A 24,621-nucleotide genomic window follows, 5' to 3' on the forward strand; every position below is an offset into this window, starting at 1 on the left:
TACTCTGCGCCTGCTCGACCTAGTCGAGGTAGTCCCGGAGGACCTGCGACCGCGACGGGTGCCGGAGCTTCGACATCGTCTTCGACTCGATCTGCCGGATGCGCTCGCGCGTCACGCCGTAGACCTTCCCGATCTCGTCCAGCGTCTTCGGCTGGCCGTCGGTGAGACCGAAGCGCATGGAGACCACGCCGGCCTCACGCTCGGAGAGGGTGTCGAGCACCGAGTGCAGCTGCTCCTGGAGGAGGGTGAAGCTCACGGCGTCGGCCGGGACGACTGCCTCGGAGTCCTCGATCAGGTCACCGAACTCGCTGTCCCCGTCCTCACCCAGCGGAGTGTGGAGGGAGATCGGCTCACGCCCGTACTTCTGGACCTCGATGACCTTCTCGGGGGTCATGTCGAGTTCCTTGGCCAGCTCCTCCGGGGTGGGCTCGCGGCCCAGGTCCTGGAGCATCTGCCGCTGGACGCGCGCCAGCTTGTTGATGACCTCGACCATGTGCACCGGGATACGGATGGTGCGGGCCTGGTCGGCCATGGCGCGGGTGATCGCCTGGCGGATCCACCAGGTGGCGTACGTGGAGAACTTGTAGCCCTTGGTGTAGTCGAACTTCTCGACGGCTCGGATCAGACCGAGGTTGCCCTCCTGGATCAGGTCCAGGAAGAGCATGCCGCGACCGGTGTACCGCTTGGCCAGCGAGACCACGAGACGGAGGTTGGCCTCCAGCAGGTGGTTCTTGGCCCGGCGGCCGTCCTCGGCGATGATCTCCAGCTCACGCTTGAGCTTCGGCGCGAGCTTGTCGGCGTTCGCCAGCTTGTCCTCGGCGAAGAGACCCGCCTCGATGCGCTTGGCGAGCTCCACCTCCTGCTCGGCGTTGAGGAGGGGGACCTTGCCGATCTGCTTCAGGTAGTCCTTGACCGGGTCGGCGGTGGCGCCGGCGACGGCGACCTGCTGCGCGGGCGCGTCGTCCTCGTCGTCGTCGGAGAGGACGAAGCCCTTGTTCTCGCCCTCGCCCTCCTCGTCCTCGGCCTTGCCGACCTTGGCGTCCTCGACCGCCTCGTCACCGTCGAGGAGGTCGTCGTCCTGCTTGCCCGACTTCTTGGCGGCGGTCTTCTTGGCCACGGTCTTCTTCGCGGCGGTCTTCTTCACGGCGGCCTTCTTGGCCACCGCCTTCTTGGCGGGGACGGCGCCGGACTCCCCGGCCGCGTCCGCGCTGTCGACGGCGGGGGCGGCGGACGCCGCGACGGTCCTCGTCACGGTCGTCTTCGCCGCGACCGTCTTGGTGGCGGTGCGCTTGACCGGGGTCTTCGCGGCGACGCTCTTGCGGGCGCGCTTCGGCGACTCCGCGGCACTGACCATCAGCGTCACACCCTCTTCCTCGAGGATCTGATTGAGGCTGCGCAGAACATTCTTCCACTGGGTTGGCGGAATCTGGTCAGCCTCGAAGGCCCGACGCACGTCGTCGCCGGCGATCTGCCCATCAGCCTTTCCCCGCTCAATGAGCGCCGTGACGGACTCGGACTCGGCGATCTCCGGCGGGAGCGTACGGGATGTGCTGGCCGACACGAACAACCTCTCGGAACGATGGAAACGGCTTCCGGCCCAGCCCTGGAGAGCTGGAGCCGACGTCCGCCGACTGGAGTGTCGCCGACGGCGCGGGCTTGGCCTGGGATCTGCACAGCACGCCTCTCGGCTGCTGTATTCCTTCCGCGGCGGTCACCTCTTAGGTCATCGCACTGCTTCGAGGAGTGTTACGCCCAATCCGCGTGGCCCGAGTCACACCTCATTTACGACGAAGGGGTCCGGGGATGACATCCCCCCACAATTGTGCCGCCGGACCGCCCGGTCCGGCGGCACAAGGTGCTTGTACCCCGGCCGTACCGCTTTCAGTGCGCTTCCCGGTGCTCGCCCCGGTGTCGCTCAGTGCTCGCGAGGAGCCGGGACCACTCGCTCCACCTCGGGGTGGACGACGAGGAGCTGGCGCATGGCCGACTCGGCGCCGGCCGCGTCGCCGGCGGCGAGGGCGTCGGCGATCCGGGCGTGCTGACCGACCGACGCCTCACTGGGCCGCTCGCATCCGGTGATCGCGTTGCCGGAGACGTGGAGAGCGGCGGAGACGATGCCGGAGAGGTGATCCAGCATCCGGTTCCCCGCGGCCTGGATCAGCAGCGCGTGGAACTCCGCGTCGGCTCGGGAGAAGGTGACCCCGTCCCCCTGGCCCAACGCGTGCCCCATGATCTCCACCATGTCGCCCAGCCGCTGCTGCACGTCCTCCCGGCCGTGCCCGGCGGCGAGCCGTGCCGCGAGCGGCTCGATCGTCCACCGCAGCTCCGCCAGCTCACGGCGCTGGTCGTCCCGCTGGGGGCCGTAGGCTCGCCACTCGATGATGTCGGGGTCGAGGAGATTCCAGTCACTGACCGGGCGTACCCGGGTGCCCACATTGGGCCGGGCACTGACCAGCCCCTTGGCCTCGAGGACGCGGAGGGACTCGCGTACGACGGTGCGGGAAACCTCGAAGCGCTGCCCGATCTCCTCGGGCACGAGAGGACGGTCGGCGCCGAGATCTCCCGAAACGATCATCTGACCGAGCTGCTGGACAAGTTGACCGTGCAGGCCGCGGCCGCGGCTGGCGGACCCCCGCCGACCGGTGCGCCCCAGCTCGGAGTCGGCCCCGCCCCAGGAACGCGGCGCCGCGCGGTCGCCGGCCGGCTCCGTATAGGGATAACGATCGAGATCGCCCGGACCGGCGAGGCCGGAGTCGGCGGAACGGGCGGTGGTCATCATGGTGTGCGCAAGGGTACTCACGCATCCTTTGTCGGCGTGGCTCGCGCGCCCCTTGAGGTCTTTGCTGAAAAGCACACGAAAGGGTGATCGTCGCTCGCGCCACAATTGACGCTTTATCGCCCCAATTCGGTCAAGCGAAGCCAAGTTGAGGTACGGCCCACCCTTCAACCCTCGCCCGCGCGGCCGCCGCGCGCACCGCCGCACTCACCAACGCGCCCTGTTCCGGAGGGCCGTACCGGCATAGGCGCAGATCAGAGCGATCAGTGAGACGAGGAGCGCCAGGCCGACGGGCTGCGCCAGGATCCGACCCACCGCCACCAGCCACCGGTCCGGCCCCGGCGGGATGTCGAGCCAGGCCAGCCCTCGCAGGCGTGCGGGAAGTCCGGTCAACGCGTGAGCGGCGGGGCCGGCGAAGACCTTCTGCAGGAGCGGCACCACGAGGACGGGGACTGCGAGTACCGCCGCCACTCCGGCCCCTGCCACCCGGAAGGTTCCCGCGGCGAGCAGTCCGGCCCAGGCGCAGCCGACCGCCAGTCCGACCCAACTCGCGGCCAGGAGGATCGCGTTGCCGGGTACGGCGCTCACCTGGTCCCCGTAGAAGAGGCGGAGCACCTGCATGTCGCAGACGACGACGAGCAGCGAAAGGGCCGTCGCCGCCGCCCCGGTGACGAGGAGCTTCGCCACGAGCAGTCCCAGCCGCCTCGGCACCGTCCCCCGGCTCGCCGCGAGGGCCGGGTAGCGGAACTCGTCGCCGTAGGAGAGCGCCCCCAGCAGACCCGCTCCGAGCGCCGCCGGGGGAAGCGGCAGCAGCGCGGGCCAGCCGGCCAGCAGATGCGGTCGCGGGGCCCCACCGATGCGCGCCAGGAGCACCGAAGCCGCCGCCGAGGCGAGCAGAACCACCGCCATGATCAGCGTCGTTGTCCGCACCCCCAGCATGCGCCTCACTTCGTAGCGCATCGGGCGCAGCGGACCTCGCGGGGGGCGCACCGTGATCGGCGGCGGCAGCTCCGAGAGCGCGGCGGCGGAGGCCGGAGCGGGAGCGGGGGGTGCGGGCGGGCCGGCGTCGCCGAGTTCGTCGGCGAGGCGGTGCACGGGGATGCCGTGCCGGAACGCGACGTCCCCGATCTCCGCGCAGTTGCTCCCGTACACCGAGAGGCGGGCACCCTCCTCGGCCACGACCTCCACGGACCGGCGCGCGTCCCGGGCTTCCCGGCCGACGACTGCGGCGAGGCGGGCGGCATGGGGGGACTGGACCGCGACGCGGGGGCGGAGCCGGGTCCGTGCGAAGTCGGCGACCTCCTGGTCCGCCACCAGCCTGCCCGCGTCGATGGTGACGACCCGGTCCGCCGAGCGGATGGCCTCCTTGGGATCGCTGGTGGTCCACAGCACCGTGCCGCCCTGGGCCGCGTGCGCCCGCATCAGTCCGTAGAGCCAGCCGCTCTCGCGCGAGGAGAGCCCGTCGGCCGGATCGTCGAGCAGCAACGTATGGGGATCACCCAACAGGGCTGCGGCAAGGCCCAGTCTGCGGTCCATCCCCACGGAGAGGCCGCCGATGCGCTGGTCGCCGAGGCCGGAGAGACCGACGAGGTCGAGCATCTCGTCGGCGCGCGACAACGGCGCTCCAGCGGCGGCGCAGAGCATGCGCAACTGTCCCCGGGCGCTCCGGGCCGGATGCCCCGGTACGTCCCCGAGGAGTACTCCGACCTCCCGGGGCGGGTGCCCGATCCGGTGCAGGGGACGGCCTCGGAAGTAGGTGACTCCACGCCCGGGGTCGAGTTCGAGCATCAGCCGCAGGGCCGCCGTCTTTCCGGCGCCCGGTGCGCCGAGGAGCGCGGTGACACGGCCCGAGCGGGCTTCGAAGGTGAGATCGTCCACCGCGGGCGGCAGGTCGCGGCGGCGGGCACTGGTCAGTCCGATGGCCTGGAGCATCGCTTCTCTCGCGGAAGGTGTGACCGCTCGGCGGCAGGGAGCGTGCGTACCGCAGCAACATAACGCGACATTTACGACTTTTTGTGCAGCGGGAGACTCACGAGTGTTCCGCGCTCGGGGAGCGCGCGGGAGGCATCTCGTGGGCTCGCCCGTGCGAGCCAGGATTCAGGGGAGGACGGGGACGACGAAGACGACGGGGACGACGGGGCGGGTCCGCAGGTGGGGCTCGGGCGTCGGCGAGGGGCAGACGCCACTGGAGGGCGGCCGACCGGTCCTCGTGCTGGTGGCGGATGCTCGCCCGGCGGGCTCCGGATACTCGCCCGGCGGGCTCCGGCGGGCTCCGGCGGGCTCCGGCGGGCTCCGGCGGGCTATGAGGCACGTACCGCAGTGTCGGGCGGCGGGTGTCAGCCGGGTCGCCCCGTCAAGGGGAGAGGCAGCAGGTCACTCGTCGGCTGAGGGGACCTTCGATGGCACGGTGGCACGGTCAGCTGGTAGGCGTGTCGGACCTCGGTCAGGTCCGGCTACTCGCTCCCCCAAGCGCCCCCCGCTCTCATTCACCGGTTCTCGCCGAGCCGGACCCCCTCGGTGACCTGAACCTCAGGCGGCCAAGGCGTTTCTGTGGTGGTGCGCTGCCGGGTGGCGGGCCCGGCCGGCGGCGGAGCGCATACGGTCGGCTCTTCTGGCGACCGACGGTGGAGTCGTGCGCATGGATCGTGTGCGCCCCTCTCGCGGAGAAGGCTGCCACGCCACTCCCCCATGGGCGGTGAGCAGGTGGCTGTGACCGAGATGCTGCCCGTCCGTGACGTCGCATGCCTCCGTCAGCAAGCAGGCGGCACCTTCGACGCCCAGCCCGCCCACGCAGGTACGCGGGTATCGCGGATGCACAGTGCTGCGGGACCGCACAGGCCCACGAGGGCCTCGGCGAGCGTATGCCCCCTCGGCGCGGGACGCCGTGTACACCGCTCGGAACTGTCCACAGCGTCGAGGCGGCCGTCCCGTTCCTGTCCACGTGCGGCCCGGCCACCATCGGGACCAGGAGTGCGCCCTGACTGGCTCCCCAACCGGAGCCGGGCGCCGGGCAGGTCCGGCTTCCCACCGGCCCGATCGGCCGCGACATCGAGATCCACGCGGCGGCAACACCTGCTGAGGTCGTCGCATCCGTTGCCCGCACGGAGCGCCTCACGCGCCCTGCCGTGTCATCGCCGCGACACCCCGAGAGGTCGCTCCCTCGCCTGCCGGCACCGTCGCCAGGCTGCTCGGACCCCGCGCCGCCTGTCGATTTCCAGGGCGCGGACTGGAAACCGAGGGGCGGCGGCACGGACAACCGGCTACCGGCTACCGGCTACCGGCTACCGGCTACCGGCTCAGACTTCCGGCCTCAGCATCGGCGGGTTGAGGACGGTGGCGGAACCCGCGCGGAACAACTGGGCGGGGCGTCCGCCCTGTCGGGTCGTCGTGCCTCCGGAGGGCACCAGAAATCCTGGTGTACCGGTGACCTTGCGGTGGAAGTTCCTGGGATCCAGGACCACTCCCCATACGGCTTCGTAGACGCGCCGCAGTTCTCCGACCGTGAACTCCGGCGGACAGAAAGCTGTGGCGAGCGAGGAGTACTCGATCTTGGACCGCGCCCGCTCCACACCGTCTGCGAGAATCCGGGCGTGGTCGAACGCCAGGGGTGCGGCCTCCGTCTCCCCCACCGGGTCCTCGTCCGCCGCGAGCAGCTCGTCCACCGGCGCCCAGCGCGCGCTGTTGGCATCGCCTCCCGCCCGGGGAGCGGGGAGGTCGGGCGCGAGCGCGAGATGCGCCACGCTGACCACCCGCATGCGGGGGTCGCGGGACGGGGCGCCGTACGTGGCCAGTTGTTCGAGGTGCGCGCCGTGGCCGGCGGAGGGAACGGCCGGATCGTGTGCGCAGAGCCCGGTCTCCTCGACCAACTCGCGCGCGGCCGCGGCGCCCAGGTCCTCGTCCTCGCGGACGAAACCGCCGGGCAGCGCCCAACGGCCCTGAAAGGGCGTTTCTCCGCGCCGCACGACCAGCGCGCAGAGCGCGTGGCGTTGGACTGTCAGCACGACCAGGTCGACGGTGACAGCGAAGGGCGGGAACGTCGACGGGTCGTAGGACGGCATGGCTCGATCATAGTCGTCTCCTTGACGATAAACACTCCGATCCCGCACGCCCGACAACGCGGCGCGGCGCGATCCGCGCGAGGTGGCGGGTGTGGGGGACAGGAGCGAGGTGGGGCGGCGGGCCCCCGCCACCCCAGTGGCGGGGCGGTGCGGTCTCCTGCGGAAAGCCACACCAGCGCGCCGTCCCACCTGCCGCTCTGGCACCCCCGGTCGGCGCGGGCGCGGGCTGCGCCGACCGGGGTGCTCTCCGTCTCTCCCGGCGAGGGCGGAGCAACCCGGGGCTCCCCCGCGGGAGCAGCCCGGGGGCTCTCCCTGCGCACTCGGCTCGGGGCCGGCTCAGCCGCCGGTGGTGCCGTCCCTGTCCTCCTGACCCCGCGGCAGGCGCTCCCTGCGCCGAACGCGTGCCGCCCCCGGGTTGCTCGGAGTGACGGGGCGGGTGCGGCTGGAGATCCTCCTGCTCCGCGCGCCGGCGGAGGGAACCGCCGACGCACCGGCACCCGCGCGACTCGCCTGGCGCGGCACTGTCTTTTGCGGGAGCGGTGCACCGGTCTTGGCGGCGACCTTCCGAGCTTCTTCTTCTTCCTCCTCCCGGAGACAGCGCCGCAACTTCTCCGGGTCCACGCCTTCGTTGCAGGCCTGATGGAGAAGCTGGGCGAAGGTGTAGTCCGGGTCGGCCCGCAGGGCGAGCGACAGGGCCACCCGTGCGCCGGACTCGTCCCCGGTGGACCAGGAGACCCAGGCGGCCAGCGCCAGCGGAGCAGCGGCGTGCTCCACGTACGGGCCCACACAGCGCCGGGCGAGTGCCCGCCAGAGGCGCAGGGCCGCGGGCGCGTCCGGGCCCTCCATCCACCGCGCGGCCCGGTCCCGGGTCTCGCGGTCCTGGAGCCCGAGGATCACGGCGGCCGCTTCGTCATGGCTGATGAGGCCGTCGTCGCAGAAGTCGGCCGCGCCCGCGACCGGGGGCGCGGTGACGGCGCCGACGCGCTGGAGCAGTCCCCCGGCCAGGTCCAGGGTCTCCCTGGCCACCTGCCCGCGTCCGTCGGTGTCGAGGATGCGGACCACCATCGCCGCTCCCACCTCGTCCAGCGCGCGGAGTTGGGCCGAGGCGTGGGTTCCGGTCCAGGGCGTGAGCCGCTGCTCCAATTCGCGCAGTGATCCCCTGACTTGGATCCCTGCGTACGCGGCGGCGGCCGCCATGACCGTGGTGCCCGGAAGGGCGAGCGGAGTGCCCTCCGGCGGACAGCACCGGATGTCGGGGCAGCAGTAGGACCAGTACTTGCCGCCGGAGACGCAGAGCGCCTCCAGCACGGGGACGTCGAGCGCGCCGCAAGCGGTGCGCAGGAGTTGGGTGAAGGGCCGCAGTCGCTCCATGACGTCGCACGGGGTCTCCCCCGGCGCCGGGTCCTGACACAGGAAGAGGACGATCGCGTCCGGGCGGGCCCCGCGCCGCCCGCTCCCCGAGATCAGACAGTCCGCCAACTCCTGCGCGCTCCCGGCCCAATCGGCGTCCGACGGTGGAATGGCATGGCGCAGCCGACCCCCGAAGCGGCCACGGCCGCCGTGCAGGCCCACCATGACGACACTGTCCGTCGGATGGAAGCCCAGCAGATAGGGAAGTGCGTCGGCGAGGTCCGCAGGGCCACGCAGAGTGACGTGCTGAACGTCGGCGGGGCCGGTGGAGCCGGTGGATTCATGGTGCTTGTTCATGGCATGACCGTCTCGCACCACGCCATTTTCCGCGACCCCCTGTGGATAACTTATCCCCAGGCACGCAGGGTCACTGGCGGATTGTCAGAAGCGGGGGTTCTCATGGGTGCATGACCACTCCGCATCACGTGCTGTCACCCGTCGGCCAGGACACCCCGGCGCTCCCCGTCTTCTCCCGCCGTCCGGGCGGCGGCAGTCGGCGCGGCCCGTTCCTCACCCGCGCCCGATGGCCGGGCGGTCGCCGGCACGGGCGCGCGCCGGACGACACCGTGCCGGGGACCAACCGCCCGGGAGGGTCCGACATCTCAGCCCGCGGCGGCCAGCACCAGCGGAAGGACCTGTTCGGCGCCTGCTCGGCGAAGCAGCCGTGCGGCGACCGCGAGGGTCCAGCCCGAGTCGGTGGAGTCGTCCACCAGCAGGACGGGTCCGGGCGAAGCCGCCAGCGCGGTCTTCAGCTCGTCGGAGACGGTGAAGGCGCCCGTCAGCGCACGGACGCGCTGCGCGGAGTTGCTGCGCCGGGCGGTGTGCGCCCCCTCCGGCCCGCTGTACGTCAACGCACCCAGGAGGGGCAGGCGGCCGACGGCCGCGATTCCCTGGGCGAGGGAGCCGACCAACTGCGGGCGCGAGAGGGACGGCACCGCGACGACGCCGACCGGTCGGGCGGAGGCCTCGGGGGAGTTCGACGCCCAACCCCCCGCGGAACGCGCCCAGTCGGCGAGGACGTCCACCGCCGCCCGCAGGACATCGTCCGGCACGGGCCCGTCCGGCGCGTTCTCGGCGAGCAGCGGGCGCAGCCGGTTGCCCCAGCCGATGTCCGAGAGGCGGCCCAGGGCCCGCCCGGTGGAGCACTGCTCCTTGGCCGGGATGCGTCCCTTCAGTTCGATGCCCAGGAGGGGGAGGCCCGTGGGCCACATCCGGCGCGGTTCGACCTCCACGCCCGGGCGGTCCAGTTCCTTCGCCGCGCCCGACAGTGTCTCCGCCGAGACGGAGGAGTCGGCCCAGGCTCCCGCACAGTTGTCGCAGCGTCCGCAGGGGGCCGCGCCCTCGTCGTCCAGCTGGCGGCGCAGGAACTCCATCCGGCATCCGGAAGTGCTCACGTAGTCGCGCATGGCCTGCTGCTCCGCCGCTCGCTGCCGGGCCACCCACGCGTAGCGCTCGGCGTCGTACACCCACGGGGAGCCGGTGGCCGTCCAGCCGCCTTTGACCCGCTTCACCGCGCCGTCGACGTCCAGCACCTTCAGCATCGTCTCCAGCCTGCTGCGCCGGAGATCCACCGACGCCTCGAGGGCGGGGACCGAAAGGGGCCGGCCCGCGCCTTCCAGCGCCGCGAGGGTCTGCCGCACCTGCGGCTCGGGCGGGAAGGCCGTGTCGGCGAAGTAGCGCCAGATGGCCTCGTCCTCCTTGCCCGGCAGCAGCAGCACATCGGCATGGGCCACGCCGCGGCCGGCTCGTCCGACCTGCTGGTAGTAGGCGATGGGCGACGACGGCGAACCGAGGTGGACGACGAAGCCGAGGTCCGGCTTGTCGAAGCCCATGCCCAGGGCCGAGGTGGCGACGAGCGCCTTGACCCGGTTCTCCTGGAGGTCGGTCTCCGCCTGGAGCCGGTCGGCGTTCTCGGTGCGTCCGGTGTAGGAGGCGACCGTGAATCCGCGCTGGCGCAGGAAGGCGGTGGCCTCCTCGGCGGTGGCGACGGTGAGGGCGTAGATGATCCCGGAACCGGGCAGCTCCTCCAGGTGCTCGGCGAGCCAGCCCAGGCGGTGGGCGGCGTCGGGCAGCCGTACGACCCCGAGTCGCAGGCTCTCCCGCTCCAGCGGGCCGCGCAGGACGAGTGCCTCGCCCGCACCCGTACCCAGTTGGTCGGCGACGTCCGCGGTGACCCGCGCGTTGGCGGTGGCGGTGGTGGCCAGGACCGGGACTCCGGGGGCGAGCTCGGCGAGCATCGCCCGCAGGCGGCGGTAGTCCGGGCGGAAGTCGTGGCCCCAGTCGGAGATGCAGTGCGCCTCGTCGACCACCAACAGACCGGTGGTGGCGGCGAGCCGGGGAAGTACCTGGTCGCGGAAGTCGACGGAGTTGAGGCGTTCCGGGCTGACGAGGAGGACGTCGGTCTCGCCGCGCTCGACCTCCCCGTAGATGGTCTCCCACTCCTCCGGGTTGGCCGAGTTGATGGTGCGCGCCTGGATCCCGGCTCGCGCAGCCGAATCGACCTGGTTGCGCATCAGGGCGAGCAGCGGGGAGACGATCACCGTGGGACCGGCGCCGCGCCGGCGCAGCAGGGCCGTCGCGACGAAGTACACCGCCGACTTGCCCCACCCGGTGCGCTGCACCACCAGGGCACGGCGGCGGTCCTCCACCAGGGCCGAGACCGCCTGCCACTGGTCCTCCCGCAGCCTCGCCGAGCCGCCCGGATCACCGACCAGTTCGGCGAGGATGGCGTCTGCTTCGGTGCGGAGTTCCAGGGTGTCCATGCCCCCCATGCAACCCGATGCCCGGGCAGCTCGGCCACCTCACGCAGGGTGACGAACAGAGGTACGGAGAGATCGAGGGCCGATCTCCCTTCCGGGAGGCTCTTTCCGTGCCGTGCTGTTCGGAGGGGACGAAAGGCGTCATCAGAGCCCGCGGCGGGCAGGGATATCCGTGTCTTTACGGTGGATATCCCTCAGGTGTTCCAATTGCTCGTTGCCGCCCGCCGATACGCCAGGAAGAATTGGAGGTGCCTCCCGCACGGTCATCCCACGGCCCGTATGGGCGTGCCCTCTGTCATCCTGCCCGCTCCGTGGGCGCGTAACGAAGGGAGAACCGTGACCTTCGGATTCGCACCGTCGGCAGACACTTCACCGTGGGCGTCCTCGCACCCGGCCGCCTCCACCAGTCGTCTCGCCCGGGTACTCGAGCCCACCGAATGGGCATCGGCGGGCATACCCCTGCTGCGCAACCCGCGTGACGTGGTCGGCGGCCTGCACGCCCGTCATCGCCCCACCCCCGCCACCGCCGTCGTCGCCGTGCTCGACCACGAGGAACGTCTCAGCGCCAGCGCCTCCCTCACCCGGCGAGGCTCCGGAGCAGCGGACGGCTGGGAGTTCCGCAACGCGCTCCTCTCCCACCTGCGGCGGGTCATCCCGCACGACCTGCGACGCCGTACGCCGGTCCGTACGGCTGTCCTGCTCTACTGCCGTGAGGGCGACGAACGCTGGACGGAGGAGGACGGCGCCTGGATGTGGGGGCTGCGGGACGCCTGCACGCTGCACGGGCTGCGCTGCGGGGCGTACATCACGCTGACCAGGGGCGGATGGCAGGTGCTGGGCGAGGGCAGGGGAGGACGGCAGCCGAATTCGCTGTCCACGCCGGCATCGCTCGCGGAGACCTTCACCAGCGCCCCGGTACCGCTGCGTACGGGCGGTGGAGCGGCAGAGGCGATGCTGCGCGCCGCTGCCCGCTGAGCCCGTCCCGCCCGGCGGGCCGGCCGCACGCCCACCGGACACCCGCAGCCCTCCGGCCGACGGAAGCGGCGTCGTAGGACGGTTCCCGGCGTAGCGGACGGCCGCCCGCACGACCGCCCGCCGAAACCGCCGCCCGGTGAACACGTCCCTCCCCGTCTCGCCCGCCTGGCGAAACGGCCCCTCGGCGGATGATCGACCGACCGCCTGGCCGGCCACCCCATCACGTTGCGGGACGGCCGCCCCGCCGATCAGCTACCGCCGCAACGACCCCCGGGCCGACCGGCCACTCACGGGAACGACCTGTTCAGGGAGGTGTCCTCGGGTCACGCGCTGGACCGCCACCACCCGGACCGCCACGCGTACTCGGAGCCACCCCGTACTCCGGACCACTCCGTGCTCCGGACCACTCCGTGCTCCGTCCTGCCCCGGGCCCGACCGCCCAGGGCAGGACGGTCGGGCCCGGCCGCTTCGGGACCCGGCCGCTTCGGGACCCGGCCGCTTCGAGACCGGGGCACGTCGGGGCCGGGCGGTGTCCGCGCGGCCCCGCCCCAGCGGGTTCGCGGTCGGGTCAGACGCCCGCGCCGAGCGCGGCGTTGATCGACTGCGCGTCGCCGCACACGATCAGCAGCGTGCCGGCCCGCTGCCGCGCGAGCGACAGCCGCTCGGCCGCCTCACCGGCGAGCTCACCGTTGACGGCGACGACCACGACCGGCCGAGCCGCCGCACGGCCCACCGCCGACAGATCCGCGAAGAACACGTCGTCGCCGGCCTCGTGCTGCGCCCAGTAGGCGGCCTCACCGAAGGTGAGTTCGTGCATGGCCCACGGGTGCTGCTCGCCCGTGGTGAACACGAGGATGTCGCCGGGGGCGCGGCCGTTGTCGAGCAGCAGGTCGACGGCTTCCTGGGCAGCGTCGAGCGCTCCGGCGGAGGGCGCCGGGATCACCTGCAGTTGCGGCACGGAACGGTTCTCCGCGTGCGCGGCCGGGCCGGGCACGGGGCGAGGGCGCTGCACCGGAGGGGCAGGCCGTGCGGGCCCCGGGTGTCCGGGGCGCGGGGTGGCCGCGGAACGCGGCCCAGGAACGGGACGAGGGGTCGACGCGGTGCGGCCGGCGGCCGGAATGACGCGGGGACCCTGGGCGCTCTCGTGAATCTGAGGCTCCTCGAGGTGAGAGGCATGAATGGTTGTCTGTACGAATGCCGGCACGCCTGGTGTCGGCGGGGTGGGTGCGCAAGCGCGATCAGAAGTCGAAACCGAGCTGGCCCCCGCTTTCGAGTGCTGCCGCCTCGGCGGAGAAGCGGACCTTCTTCAGGTGGTGCCACCGCGGCAGCGCGTCGAGGTACGACCAGGACAGCCGGTGGTGGGGGGTGGGTCCCCGCTCCTCCAGCGCCGCCCGGTGCACCGGCGACGGGTATCCCGCGTTGGCGGCGAAAGCGAAGTCCTCGAACTCCCCGGTGTCCGCGCCCAGTTCCGCCATCATCGAGTCGCGGTGCACCTTGGCGATGACCGAGGCGGCAGCGACCGCGATGCAGGACTGGTCTCCCTTGATGACGGTGCGCACACGCCACGGGCTCCCGAGGTAGTCGTGCTTGCCGTCGAGAATCACCGCGTCCGGACGGACCGGCAGCTCTTCCAGCGCGCGCACCGCCGCGAGCCGCAGGGCAGCCGTCATCCCGAGCGCGTCGATCTCCTCCGGAGAGGAATGGCCGAGACCGTAGGCGGTGACCCAGTCCCGCAGGACGGGTGCCAACTCGGCACGGCGCCGGGGCGTGATCAGCTTGGAGTCGGTGAGTCCCTCGGGGGGCCTGCGCAGGCCGGTGACCGCCGCACAGACGGTTACGGGACCTGCCCACGCTCCGCGTCCGACTTCGTCGACACCGGCGACGGTCCGGGCACCGGTGGTGGCACGGAGCGAGCGCTCAACGGTGTGCGTGGGTGGTTCGTACGGCATGGCGCCAGTCAGCGTACGCCGACCGGGGCAGCGGCGACACCCCGGGGGACCCGCCGACCCGCGAACCGCCCCGCCGACGCACACCCGCACCGGCCGGTCCGGGTGTGCGACCGGGCGGGCACGCTCGCCGTAGCCGGTCCGACCGGCCGCGGTGGACTCCGCGTCAGCGGCTGCGCGGTTCTTCCGTCGGCGGCAGCCGCAGCGGACGGGCCGGCCCGTCAGTAGGGGTCGTACGGGTCGTACTCAGGGTCGGACGGATCGGGCTCGGGAAAATCGCGGTCGCCAAAATCGGGATCTACGGAGTCGCGGTCGACGGAGTCGTCCAGCGGGTAGCACGGCGTCGCGGTCGAGGGAGCGGGACGTTCGGCGAGGATGTCCCGTGCCCGCGCCTCGCTCAGACTCATGGCGTACCACGGTGTGTCCGAGCGCCGGAGCGCGCTCTGGATCTCCCGGAGCGCACAGGCCCGTATCCGCTCGTCTGGGATCGTGTCCAGCGCGGGAACCGCGTCGGCCGACAGCTCCTGCAGGTAGGAGATGTCGATGGCCTTCCCCTCCCGGTAGCGCTGGACGTTCTGCTCGGCGATCAGGCGGTCGGGCGACATCAGCCCGAAGGCGAGGACACCCACCGCGGCGCTGACGGCGACCGCCCGGGGAAGATGCCGTGCGCCGAGGATTCCGGCCGCGACGATCAGCAGCAGGACCACGCCGAGCCAGAGTTCGACCGCCGCGACCGAGATGCGCAGCCGGGTGAGTCCGAAGGCGTCCACGTACAGGTCCATGCGGCGCAGCGCCGAAGCCACGACGACGAGGGTCAGTACGCAGAGGGTGCCGAGCACGCCCTTGACGAGCAGGCGGTCCCGGGCGCCGCCGCGCGGGGCCATGCGGAGGGCCAGCGCGACGACGAGGAGGGTGAGGAGGGTGGCCCAGAGGAGTTGCCAGAAGCCCTCGCGCGCGTACTCGGCGGGCTTCAGACCCGTCTCCCGGAGCACACGGTCGTAGCCGCCGAGGAGCACGACGAGCTGGAGTGCGATGAACGCGGCGAACAGCACGTCGAGCACGATCAGGGGAAGTGCCCATTCCACTCTCCCCCGCGCCCGACCGGGCCGGACGGTGATCCTGTCCCAGTGCGCGGGGGCCGCAGCCGTGTGCGCGGCGGCGAGGGCACCGGCGAGGCCGAGTCCCAGGAGGAAGATCCGCCAGGGCCCCTCCGCCAGGGAGACGTCTGGCAGCACATCGCCGAGAAGGTCCGCGAAAGCCGCGTCGGCGCTCGCGAAGAGCGTTCCGAAGACCAGCAGCAGCACCACCGCGACGGCAACCGTCCGGAACACCGAGCCCCAACGCGCCCGCGAGCCGGTGAGCCGCCCCCGGATGCCGCGCCAACCCCACCCGACGGCCGGGACCACGGCGTCCACGATGCCCAGGGAGCCCGCGATGACGCCGAGCCAGCTCCGGTTGCCGTGCAGGGCGAGCGAGCCCAGCGCGGCGGCGGACACCACGGCGAGGAAGGTCGGCCACCCCGCGTCCAGCAAGGCGGGGACCGCCAGCAGCGCGAGGCCGCCGACCGCCCAGGTCAGTGTCCACGCGCGTGCCCGGCGCCCCGCCCTGCGCGCCTCCAGCCAGGCGGCGACGGCGGCGGGCAGCGCCACGAGGAGAAGGTTGATCCCCAGGCCGTCGCCGAGCAGGAGCGCGCTGAGAACGCCGGTGGCCAGAACCGCCCCGAGCGTCGCGCCGCTGACGGGCAGGGGGGCGACGGGGCGGATGCGCGCGAACCCCCCGGGCTTCGCCGGACGGGTCCGCCCGGGGCCACCGGGTCCCGGCCGATCTCCGGGCCCCGCCCCCGGATGCGGGTACGCAGAGGGGTACGCGGCGCCACCGGGCTGCTGCGCGCGACCCGGGGGTCGCTGCCCCAGGGACCCGCCGGGCTGCCGGGCGGACCCGCCGGGCTGCTGGGCGGACCCGCCGGGCTGCTGGGCGGACCCGCCGGGCGGCGAGCCCGCGGCCTGCGCGGGCGTGCCGTCGGCGGACTGCGCGGGCGGCGCGGCCGCCGATGGGGCTGCCCGGGACGCGTCCGGCGGTCCGGGTATCCCGGGTGGCAGATCTGGCGACTGATCGGACGTGGTCATGGGACCCCTCCCCCGCGCGGGCCCGCCGTACGGCCGTGGCCCGGCGCGTCACCCGCTGTCTCGTTCCTCGGGCGCGCCGGCGCGGATCTCCTGGGCGCGCGAGGACAGAAGCTCGCGCGCCGGTGGAGCTCACCGGCGGACGCGTGGCCGAAACAGTAGCGGCGCACCAGCCGCGCGCACCGGCCTCGGCTCCCCTGTGGCAGGACCGTGACACGGGGGCGGTACGCGTCGCTCCCCGCTCCCGGGGGTGCGGGTCCGTGCACATGCGCGACGACCGCGGAGTGCGACGGGTCGCACGGTCGGACCCGGCCGGAAGGGATCAGCGGGGTTCGGCGGGCACCCAGGACGGCGGGGCCTCGGTCTGCCGCAGCCACGCGGCCGGCGGGGCACCGGCCGCGCCCGCCGCGACGATCCCGCCGACGATGGCGCAGGTGGTGTCCACGTCGCCGCCCGCCTGGGCGGTGACCCAGAACGCGTCCTCGTACGAGCCGAGGGCGCGAGCCGCCGACCACAGGGCGAAGGGAACCGTGTCCTGGGCGCTGGTACGGCGGCCGTTGCCGAGGACGGCGGCGACCGTCGTGGGGTCCTCGTAGTCGAGCATGTCCTTCGCCCGCCGCAGCCCGGCCACCACCGCGCTGCGCGGCAGCAGTGCGATCACCGTGTCGAGCAGTTCTTCCGGCGGGGGCGGCCCGCCGGGGGAAGCGGCGAGCGCCGCTGCGGCAGCCACGGCCATCGACCCGGCCACGGCCTCGCGGTGCTGGTGGGTGGTGTACGAGGAGATCTCGGCCTGGTGGGTGGCCTGCTCGGGGTCGTCGGCGTACCAGGCACCGAGTGGGGCGATGCGCATGGCGGAACCGTTGCCCCAGGATCCCTGGCCCTGGAACAGCCCCGCGGCGAGTTCCCGCCAGTCACCGCCCTCGCGCACGAGCCGCAGCATCCGGTTGACCGCGGGGCCGTAGCCGCGGTCGAAGTCGTGGTGCTCGGCGAAGGAGCGGGCCAGCGCGTCCTGGTCGACGCGGCCGTGCTCGGCGAGCACGGCCACCACCGAGCAGGCCATCTCGGTGTCATCGGTCCACTGCCACGGCCCGGGGGGCAGGGTGCGGCTCCGCAGCAGCGGGTAGTTCACGGGGACGAAGAACTGGGAGCCCAGGGCGTCTCCGACGGAGAGGCCGCGCAGGCTGGCGAGGGTGCGTGCGTACCGACGTCCGAAGGTTTCGGAGGAGTAAGAGGCCATCGTCCCCCCACTCTATCCAGGGACGCCGCACGGGACCGGGTCCGTTCCGTCCCGCGGTGCGGAGTCCGCTCCGTCCGGCGCAACGAGTCCTTCCCTCACCTACGGCGGGTGCGCGCCGTCCCGCGCGACCGGTCCGCTTCGTCCCGTGATGCCGTCCCGCGCGACCGGCCCGCCGTGCGCCCGGTCCGCCCTATCCCGTGATGCCGTACGGCTCCGGGGTCCGCCAGCGCGCGAACGGACGGTCGAGCGTGTAGCGGCCGTCGGGTCCCAGCAGCAGGGTCCGGGTCTCGCCGTTTCCCGGGTTGGAGAGCGACTCGAACTCGGCGACCGACCAGTGCAGCCAGCGCATGCAGAACAGTCTCATCGTCAGCCCGTGCGTCACGAGCAGCACGTTCGGTGGGTGGTCGGGGTCCTGGAAGCTCCGGTGCAGGCTCTCCAGGAAGGCGCCGACCCGGTCGTAGACGTCCGCACCGGACTCACCCTGGGCGAAGCGGTAGAAGAAGTGCCCGTAGGCGTCCCGGTACGCCTTCTGGAGCCGCACGTCGTCCCGGTCCTGCCAGTTGCCCCAGTCCTGTTCCCGCAGCCGGGGCTCCTCGCGCACCCGCACCCGGCTGAGGTCGAGGCCGAGGGCGCGGAAGGTCTCGTGGGTGCGGCGGTAGGGGGAGATGTAGACGCTCACCCGCTCATCGCCGAAGGTCTCGCGCAGCCGGAAGCCCGCCGCCTCCGCCTCGCGCAGCCCGGTGGGCGTCAGCCGCAGGGCGTGGTCGGGCTCACGCTCGTACACCGTGTCGTCTGCGTTGCCCTCGGACTCTCCATGCCGAACGAGGACGATGCGCTGCGGTCGTGCCATGGGAAAACCCTACGGGCTGCGCACACATTCGCCTCGTTCGAACAGCCGCGCGCGGGCTGCCGGGCGCGACGACGGGGTCAGGCGACCGTCCAGGAGGGTTCCAGCTGGACCACGTCCCCGGTCAGCGCCAGTACGTCGGCCTCCGTCTCGGCGCGTTCCGACAGCCGCTCGGCGCTCTGGAGCCGGTATTTCCCGCGCTCCGCGCTCGACTGCCACATGGACAGCACCAGGAACTCGTGGCCCGGGGCCTCCCCGAAAACTCCCCGCAGCATCCCCGGGGAGCCCGCCATGGCCGGGTTCCAGACCCGGTACTGCATGAGCGCGAAGTGCTCCACCCGGTCCTCGCGGACCTTGCTGTGGGCCACCCGGACGACGTCGGCATCGGTGAAGTCGGGCTCGAAGCCCGTCTTCACGTCGAAGCGGTGCTCGAACAGCTTGACCTGTGCGTCCCGGTACGCGCCCGGACGCCCCGCCGGGGTGCCGTCCCCGGTCCGCGCTGCGGAGGAGTCGTAGAAGACCCGGTTCTCCCAGAACGCGAAGACGTGGGCGATGTCCGGGTGCCTTCGGCTCCACCCGCCGCCCTGCCCTCGGAACCCCGGCTCATCGAGCAGCCCCGCCCCCTGTCGCTGCGCCTGTTCGAACCCAGGACGGTCCACCACGGCACAGCGCATCCACTTGACCAGCACCGCTCAATCCTACGGCTCCGGGCGTGGCGCGGGTCACTCTCCGGCAGAGTGGGTCCGAACTCCTCACCTCCTCCGGGACGGGAGCCACAGAATGATCTCCATGACCGGTTCGCGCGCTCGTCCGCCCTTCTCCCGCCTCCGTCGCCGCGCTCGCCGGGATCGACCTGGCACAACGGCTGATCGTCTCCGCGGGCTTCGGCGTGGCCGCCTTCCACGGGGTCGGCCACGGTCTCGTGCGGGAGGACATCGCCGCACTGGAGCGGGACGGCGCCCGCCTCGGCGCATTCCCGCTCTCCGGGTCGCCGCACGAGGGAGCTCTCCACCTCGACGCGGTCGCGCCCGCGCAGGAGCGCAACTGCCTCTGTCTCGACCGCATCGAGGACACCCGGCCGATGCGGCGGAGCAGCAGCAGGATCGAAGCCTTCTCCGCGAGAGACGGCCCTGCACCGCGCCAGACGCATACCCCACTGACGGGACAGGCCGGTCGGCACCGAGAGGGCCGATACGGGGCCGTTACGGGGAAGGCAGGGGGCAGGGCCCCGCAGGAAGGCAGCAGCAGGCCCGCACAGGAAGGCGCAGGCGGGACGGACCGCTTCGCGCCACTTCTGGCCGGACATGGCCCGATCCGGCTGCCCGGGACCAACGCGGTTGGATCCGGGATGCGTTATGGACATCATCAGGTGGTAGGACCGGTGGCACGGCGGCATGAGAGGAAGTCCGATGAGCACCCCCAACAGCACTCCCGACAAGGACATCGACAAGGTCGAAGTACGGCTCAAATGGGACCCCAGCGAACTCGGTGAACCCCCCAACGACCTGGACATCATCGCGGGCACCTACGTCGCCGACGCCCCCTTCGGCGACCCCGCCTACCTCGTGCACTTCGACAGCCGCTCCCCCGACGGCACGATCACCCTCAACCGGGACAGCCGGAACGGCCAGGGGTTCGGGTTCGACGAGGTGATGACCCTGGAACTCGGCCGGCTCGCCGAGCGGTACGTACGGGTCGTCGTCGGTGTGGCGATCCAGCAGCGCGACGGCCGCAAGACGTTCGGCGCGGTGGCCGGGACCGGTGTGCAGATCCGCGAGGGGTACACCGAACTGGCCGAGGACGACTTCTCGCGCGTGGCCTCGGACACGGCGGCGGTCGTGGCGGAGTTCACCCGGGACGGCGCGGGGATCTGGACCTTCCACTCCGTACTGCAGGGCTTCGACGGCGAACCCAGCGCCTTCGCCGCGGAAATGGGCGCCGGAACGCCGCCCGTCTGAGCGCTTCCCGGCAGGACGGAAGCGCATCGCCGGAGAACACCCGCCAGGTGACGGCACCCGGTGGGAGCACCCTGTCGCATGACCGCCGAGGGCGGCGGTCCCGGTCTCCCGGGCCCGCCGCCCTCGGCGGTCATGCACCGCTCACCCGGGGGTCCCCCGGGTGAGCGGACGGATACTGGCGGAGACCACTTGTTCCTGGCGTGCGCTATTCCCCGGCATCCGATCCACGATCGGGAAACGCACGCAGCCTCAACTGGGGCGCCCGGTGATCGGCGAGCCATCGCATCCGGTTGTCATCCGTCGCGAGCCCGGCACGGGCGGCCTGGGTCCACTGTTCTCGGTCGAGCACCTCAAGGTAGGTCGCCCGGAGCGTTTCCTGCTGCGCCGCAGTGCATCCCGCAGCCTCGGGAGGCTCTGTCGTCAGGTGCTGGGCGAGCAACGCGATCGTGAAATAGCGCTCGATCGTCGGGCTGAGCAGACCCACATGGCGAGCATGAGCTTCCAGGACCGTTCCCGAATGGGGGTAGTGAGCGAGGGTGAGTCCCATCCCCCCGCAGTCACTCATCTGATGGAGCAGGCGACCGACGTGGTCGACCATCTCGCTGTCATCGTCGAGGTCTGCCAGTGCCTCATGGAGTTTGGCGACTGTGGCGACGTTGCCGGCGAAGTATCCATTGAGGAAATCGCCGTCACAGGCTCTGCGAAGCAGCCAGGGCCGGGCAGCCGGATCGTCGAGTCTGCAGAGCGTTTCGACGACGTGGACGCGTCCCCAGCCGGTGACGCGCTCGGCCAGCCAAAGCAGGGCCTCGACTCCCCCTGTCTGTCGCGCGAATGCGTGCGCCGCGAGTGGCCCGAAGCGGTGGGAAAGCAGCCCGATCGTCTGAATCAGCGGGATGTCGTCGGCTGTGCCCACGGCAGCCAGCAGGGCAAGTCCAACGGTGACCGCGCATCGATCGGTCCCGCATCGGACCAACCAGCGGCCCGTTTGGCGAACACGTTCTCTGCCCGCCCGCTCAGCCGCAGCGGCAATGTGCCTGTTCCGGTGAATCGGGACGTAGACGTCGTGGAAGGCATCGGCCAATTCGCTGGGCAGGGCCGAAGCCCTGGCGAAATGCGCGTCCAGGACGAGGGCAACGTCCTTGCCGGCCAAGTGCCGGTCCTCAGGCGCCTTCGGGCCTCGCCGACGACGGTGCGACTCGTCGTCGGGAAATGGTTCCCCGTCGCGCGGAAGTGGCTCCCCTGGAGCCAACTGATGTAGCCGGAGGGCGTGATCGAACAGCGATGTCGGTGACCCGGGCAGTCCCGTCCCGGTCGTCTCGCTCATCGGCGGACGGAGGACTCGATTCTCTTGATCATGGCTCGGAGCCTGCCACGACAGCAATCGTCGCGACAAGCCCTCGACTCGCGGGCGGGTTGCATCACACTCAACAGCCAGGCGTCACGAGCGTCAGGGCGGTGAAGCCGCGAGATCGGCTCCACCGCCCTGACCAGCTACTTCACGCCCTCAAGGCGCTCGGTGTCAGCTGCAACCGCTGGTCGAGCCGCAGCCCTCGCAGATGTAGCAGGAACCGGCGCGCTGCATCTTCGTCCCGCAGGAGAAGCAGAGCGGGGCGTCGGCGCTGATGCCGAGCTGCATCTCGACCAGCTCGGCCGAGGTGTGCGCGGTGCGGGGCGCCGGCTTCTCGGCGGCCTGGACCGGGGCGGCGACGGCCTTGAGCGGCTCCACGTGCAGCGGGGCCGACTGGGCCAGCGCCTCCGTGTCGACGTCGTCCTCCTCGGACGGCTCGTAGGAGCCGGTGTCGAGGTGACGCTGACGCTCCTCGGCCGAGTGGATGCCGAGGGCCGAGCGGGTCTCGAAGGGCAGGAAGTCGAGCGCCAGGCGACGGAAGATGTAGTCGACGATCGACTGCGCCATCCGCACGTCCGGGTCGTCCGTCATACCGGCCGGCTCGAAGCGCATGTTGGTGAACTTGGAGACGTACGTCTCCAGCGGGACGCCGTACTGCAGACCGACCGAGACGGCGATGGAGAAGGCGTCCATCATGCCGGCGAGGGTGGAGCCCTGCTTCGACATCTTCAGGAAGACCTCGCCGAGACCGTCGTCCGGGTAGGAGTTGGCGGTCATGTAACCCTCGGCGCCACCGACCGTGAAGGAGGTGGTGATCCCCGGACGGCCCTTGGGCAGACGCTTGCGGACCGGGCGGTACTCGACGACCTTCTCGACCGCGGTGCGGATGGTCTCCTCGGCCTTGGCGGTGACCGCCGCCTTCTCCTTCTCCTTGGTCTTCGCGGAGAGGGGCTGGCCGACCTTGCAGTTGTCGCGGTAGATGGCGAGCGCCTTGACGCCCATCTTCCACGCCTCGAAGTAGACCTCTTCGACGTCCTCGACCGTGGCCGTCTCCGGCAGGTTCACGGTCTTGGAGAGCGCGCCGGAGATCCACGGCTGGATGGCCGCCATCATCCGGACGTGGCCCATGGCCGAGATGGAACGCTCGCCCATGGCGCAGTCGAAGACCTCGTAGTGCTCAGTCTTCAGGGCCGGGGCGTCGACGACGTTCCCGTTCTCCGCGATGTGGGCGACGATCGCCTCGATCTGCTCCGGCTGGTAGCCGAGGCGGCGCAGCGCCTGCGGCACGGTGCCGTTGACGATCTGCATGGAGCCGCCGCCGACCAGCTTCTTGAACTTGACCAGGGCGAGGTCGGGCTCCAGGCCGGTGGTGTCGCAGGACATCGCCAGACCGATGGTGCCGGTCGGGGCGATGACGGACGCCTGGGCGTTACGGAAACCGTTCTTCGCGCCGAGACGGATCACGTCCTGCCAGGCCTCCGTGGCCGCGGCCCAGATCGGCGAGTCCAGGTCGTCCACGTGGACGGCCTTGGTGTTGGCGTCCGCGTGCTGCTGCATGACGCGCTGGTGGGGCTCGGCGTTGCGGGCGTAGCCGTCGTACGGGCCGACGACTGCGGCGAGCTCGGCGGAGCGGCGGTAGGAGGTACCGGTCATCAGCGAGGTGATGGCGCCGGCGAGCGCGCGGCCGCCCTCGCTGTCGTACGCGTGGCCCGTCGCCATCAGCAGGGCGCCGAGGTTGGCGTAGCCGATGCCGAGCTGGCGGAAGGCGCGGGTGTTCTCGCCGATCTTCTGCGTCGGGAAGTCCGCGAAGCAGATCGAGATGTCCATCGCCGTGATGACCAGCTCGACGACCTTGGCGAAGCGCTCGGACTCGAAGGACTGGTGGCCCTCGCCGTCGTCCTTGAGGAACTTCATGAGGTTGAGCGAGGCGAGGTTGCACGAGGTGTTGTCCAGGTGCATGTACTCGCTGCACGGGTTCGAGCCGTTGATGCGCCCGGACTCCGGGCACGTGTGCCAGGCGTTGATGGTGTCGTCGTACTGGATGCCCGGGTCGGCACAGGCCCAGGCGGCCTCGGCCATCTTGCGGAAGAGGGACTTCGCCTCGACCTCTTCGATGACCTCGCCGGTCATGCGGGCGCGCAGGCCGAACTTCCCGCCGGCCTCCACGGCCTTCATGAACTCGTCGTTCACGCGGACGGAGTTGTTGGCGTTCTGGTACTGGACGGACGTGATGTCGTCGCCGCCCAGGTCCATGTCGAAGCCCGCGTCGCGCAGGGCGCGGATCTTCTCTTCTTCCTTCACCTTGGTCTCGATGAAGTTCTCGATGTCGGGGTGGTCGACGTCGAGGATGACCATCTTGGCCGCACGGCGGGTGGCGCCGCCGGACTTGATCGTTCCGGCGGAGGCGTCGGCACCGCGCATGAAGGAGACCGGGCCCGAGGCGTTGCCGCCGGAGGAGAGGAGCTCCTTGGAGGAACGGATGCGGGAGAGGTTCAGGCCGGCGCCGGAGCCGCCCTTGAAGATCATCCCCTCTTCCTTGTACCAGTCGAGGATCGACTCCATGGAGTCGTCGACGGAGAGGATGAAGCAGGCGGAGACCTGCTGCGGCTGGGGGGTGCCGACGTTGAACCAGACCGGGGAGTTGAAGCTGAAGACCTGGTGCAGGAGCGCGTAGGCCAGCTCGTGCTCGAAGATCTCGGCGTCCGCGGGGGAGGCGAAGTACTGGTGCTCCTCGCCGGCCCTGCGGTAGGTCGTCACGATCCGGTCGATCAGCTGACGCAGACCGGTCTCGCGCTGCGGCGTGCCGACAGCTCCGCGGAAGTACTTGCTGGTGACGATGTTGACCGCGTTCACCGACCAGAAGTCGGGGAACTCGACGCCACGCTGCTCGAAGTTGATCGAGCCGTCGCGCCAGTTGGTCATGACGACGTCACGGGACTCCCACGCCACCTCGTCGTACGGATGCACGCCGGGGGTGGTGTGGATGCGCTCGATACGCAGACCCTTGCTCGGCTTGATCCCCTTGGTGCGGGAATTCCGTGCCGGGCCGCTCGTCGTCTCTGTCATTGCCGCCTCCCATACGTGGGCAAAAACGCCCTGAAGTGCCCAGTTCTTCCCGGGGCACGGTGTTCTGTCTGGTGCTCCGACGCCGCCCTCGGCGCCGAAAGCAGGTCTGTGGACCACC

The 24,621-nt window shown here is 71.6% G+C and carries 16 protein-coding genes and 1 pseudogene; 3 read left to right on the forward strand and 14 right to left on the reverse strand.

Annotated features, from left to right (window positions below):
- Window positions 1-19 precede the first annotated feature (19 nt).
- The 6 genes from PZB77_RS07035 to PZB77_RS07060 all read right to left on the reverse strand — a co-directional run bounded on the left by PZB77_RS07035 (window position 20) and on the right by PZB77_RS07060 (window position 11,006).
- The gene (locus PZB77_RS07035) at window positions 20-1,561 is read right to left on the reverse strand and encodes an RNA polymerase sigma factor (protein WP_275491711.1); all 1,542 of its coding nucleotides are present in this window, start codon (window positions 1,559-1,561) and stop codon (window positions 20-22) included.
- A 354-nt stretch (window positions 1,562-1,915) separates the two neighbouring features.
- Window positions 1,916-2,800, reverse strand: a complete 885-nt coding sequence (locus PZB77_RS07040) for an FCD domain-containing protein (protein WP_275491712.1) — start codon at window positions 2,798-2,800, stop codon at window positions 1,916-1,918.
- Between the two features lie 183 nt (window positions 2,801-2,983).
- Window positions 2,984-4,708, reverse strand: a complete 1,725-nt coding sequence (locus PZB77_RS07045; RefSeq protein ID WP_275491713.1) for an ABC transporter ATP-binding protein — start codon at window positions 4,706-4,708, stop codon at window positions 2,984-2,986.
- Window positions 4,709-6,072: 1,364 nt separating this feature from the next.
- On the reverse strand, window positions 6,073-6,834 hold the full coding sequence (locus PZB77_RS07050) for an NUDIX domain-containing protein (protein ID WP_275491714.1): 762 nt from the start codon (window positions 6,832-6,834) through the stop codon (window positions 6,073-6,075).
- Window positions 6,835-7,170: 336 nt separating this feature from the next.
- Window positions 7,171-8,541: a DUF4192 domain-containing protein gene (locus PZB77_RS07055; RefSeq protein WP_275491715.1), complete on the reverse strand. Its 1,371-nt coding sequence runs from the start codon at window positions 8,539-8,541 to the stop codon at window positions 7,171-7,173.
- Between the two features lie 305 nt (window positions 8,542-8,846).
- Window positions 8,847-11,006, reverse strand: coding sequence for a RecQ family ATP-dependent DNA helicase (locus PZB77_RS07060; protein WP_275491716.1), 2,160 nt, complete (start codon window positions 11,004-11,006; stop codon window positions 8,847-8,849).
- A gap of 333 nt (window positions 11,007-11,339) precedes the next feature.
- Here PZB77_RS07060 and PZB77_RS07065 point away from each other — a divergent pair, with 333 nt between their 5' ends.
- Entirely contained in the window at window positions 11,340-11,978 is a 639-nt protein-coding gene (locus PZB77_RS07065) for a hypothetical protein (RefSeq protein ID WP_275491717.1), read from the forward strand.
- Window positions 11,979-12,546: 568 nt separating this feature from the next.
- On the opposite strand, the gene PZB77_RS07070 is transcribed toward PZB77_RS07065, so the two are convergent.
- From PZB77_RS07070 to PZB77_RS07095, 6 genes are all read right to left on the reverse strand, one after another.
- Window positions 12,547-13,158 carry a hypothetical protein gene (locus PZB77_RS07070; protein WP_275495942.1) on the reverse strand — a complete coding sequence of 204 codons (612 nt, stop codon included), beginning with the start codon at window positions 13,156-13,158 and terminating at the stop codon, window positions 12,547-12,549.
- Between the two features lie 58 nt (window positions 13,159-13,216).
- Window positions 13,217-13,927 (reverse strand): ribonuclease HII, encoded by a 711-nt coding sequence (locus PZB77_RS07075; protein WP_275491718.1) that lies wholly within the window; start codon window positions 13,925-13,927, stop codon window positions 13,217-13,219.
- Window positions 13,928-14,145: 218 nt separating this feature from the next.
- Window positions 14,146-16,050, reverse strand: a complete 1,905-nt coding sequence (locus tag PZB77_RS07080) for a DUF4173 domain-containing protein (RefSeq protein ID WP_275491719.1) — start codon at window positions 16,048-16,050, stop codon at window positions 14,146-14,148.
- A 319-nt stretch (window positions 16,051-16,369) separates the two neighbouring features.
- Window positions 16,370-17,284, reverse strand: coding sequence for an ADP-ribosylglycohydrolase family protein (locus PZB77_RS07085; protein ID WP_275491720.1), 915 nt, complete (start codon window positions 17,282-17,284; stop codon window positions 16,370-16,372).
- A gap of 190 nt (window positions 17,285-17,474) precedes the next feature.
- Complete coding sequence (locus PZB77_RS07090) at window positions 17,475-18,134, reverse strand: histidine phosphatase family protein (protein ID WP_275491721.1); 660 nt, start codon at window positions 18,132-18,134, stop codon at window positions 17,475-17,477.
- Between the two features lie 77 nt (window positions 18,135-18,211).
- On the reverse strand, window positions 18,212-18,820 hold the full coding sequence (locus PZB77_RS07095) for a DUF4937 domain-containing protein (protein ID WP_275491722.1): 609 nt from the start codon (window positions 18,818-18,820) through the stop codon (window positions 18,212-18,214).
- A gap of 134 nt (window positions 18,821-18,954) precedes the next feature.
- Here PZB77_RS07095 and PZB77_RS07100 point away from each other — a divergent pair.
- Together PZB77_RS07100 and PZB77_RS07105 are read left to right on the forward strand one after the other, a co-directional pair.
- Window positions 18,955-19,167: pseudogene (locus PZB77_RS07100) on the forward strand (hypothetical protein); the annotation flags it as partial.
- A gap of 373 nt (window positions 19,168-19,540) precedes the next feature.
- Window positions 19,541-20,089: a TerD family protein gene (locus PZB77_RS07105; RefSeq protein ID WP_275491723.1), complete on the forward strand. Its 549-nt coding sequence runs from the start codon at window positions 19,541-19,543 to the stop codon at window positions 20,087-20,089.
- A 205-nt stretch (window positions 20,090-20,294) separates the two neighbouring features.
- Here PZB77_RS07105 and PZB77_RS07110 read toward each other — a convergent pair whose 3' ends face one another.
- Window positions 20,295-21,239 carry a hypothetical protein gene (locus PZB77_RS07110; RefSeq protein WP_275491724.1) on the reverse strand — a complete coding sequence of 315 codons (945 nt, stop codon included), beginning with the start codon at window positions 21,237-21,239 and terminating at the stop codon, window positions 20,295-20,297.
- A 369-nt stretch (window positions 21,240-21,608) separates the two neighbouring features.
- On the reverse strand, window positions 21,609-24,503 hold the full coding sequence (locus PZB77_RS07115; RefSeq protein WP_275491725.1) for a vitamin B12-dependent ribonucleotide reductase: 2,895 nt from the start codon (window positions 24,501-24,503) through the stop codon (window positions 21,609-21,611).
- Window positions 24,504-24,621: the final 118 nt, after the last annotated feature.

The sequence above is a fragment of the Streptomyces sp. AM 2-1-1 genome (genome assembly GCF_029167645.1).
Lineage (GTDB): Bacteria > Actinomycetota > Actinomycetes > Streptomycetales > Streptomycetaceae > Streptomyces.

Bases quoted from the DNA above. Each gene is read 5' to 3' on its own strand.
- PZB77_RS07050 (WP_275491714.1), bottom strand. From the start codon at position 6,834: ATGCCGTCCTACGACCCGTCGACGTTCCCGCCCTTCGCTGTCACCGTC.
- PZB77_RS07090 (WP_275491721.1), bottom strand. From the start codon at position 18,134: ATGGCACGACCGCAGCGCATCGTCCTCGTTCGGCATGGAGAGTCCGAG.
- PZB77_RS07115 (WP_275491725.1), bottom strand. From the start codon at position 24,503: ATGACAGAGACGACGAGCGGCCCGGCACGGAATTCCCGCACCAAGGGG.
- PZB77_RS07060 (WP_275491716.1), bottom strand. From the start codon at position 11,006: ATGGACACCCTGGAACTCCGCACCGAAGCAGACGCCATCCTCGCCGAA.
- PZB77_RS07075 (WP_275491718.1), bottom strand. From the start codon at position 13,927: ATGCCGTACGAACCACCCACGCACACCGTTGAGCGCTCGCTCCGTGCC.
- PZB77_RS07080 (WP_275491719.1), bottom strand. From the start codon at position 16,050: ATGACCACGTCCGATCAGTCGCCAGATCTGCCACCCGGGATACCCGGA.
- PZB77_RS07085 (WP_275491720.1), bottom strand. From the start codon at position 17,284: ATGGCCTCTTACTCCTCCGAAACCTTCGGACGTCGGTACGCACGCACC.
- PZB77_RS07105 (WP_275491723.1), top strand. From the start codon at position 19,541: ATGAGCACCCCCAACAGCACTCCCGACAAGGACATCGACAAGGTCGAA.
- PZB77_RS07045 (WP_275491713.1), bottom strand. From the start codon at position 4,708: ATGCTCCAGGCCATCGGACTGACCAGTGCCCGCCGCCGCGACCTGCCG.
- PZB77_RS07055 (WP_275491715.1), bottom strand. From the start codon at position 8,541: ATGAACAAGCACCATGAATCCACCGGCTCCACCGGCCCCGCCGACGTT.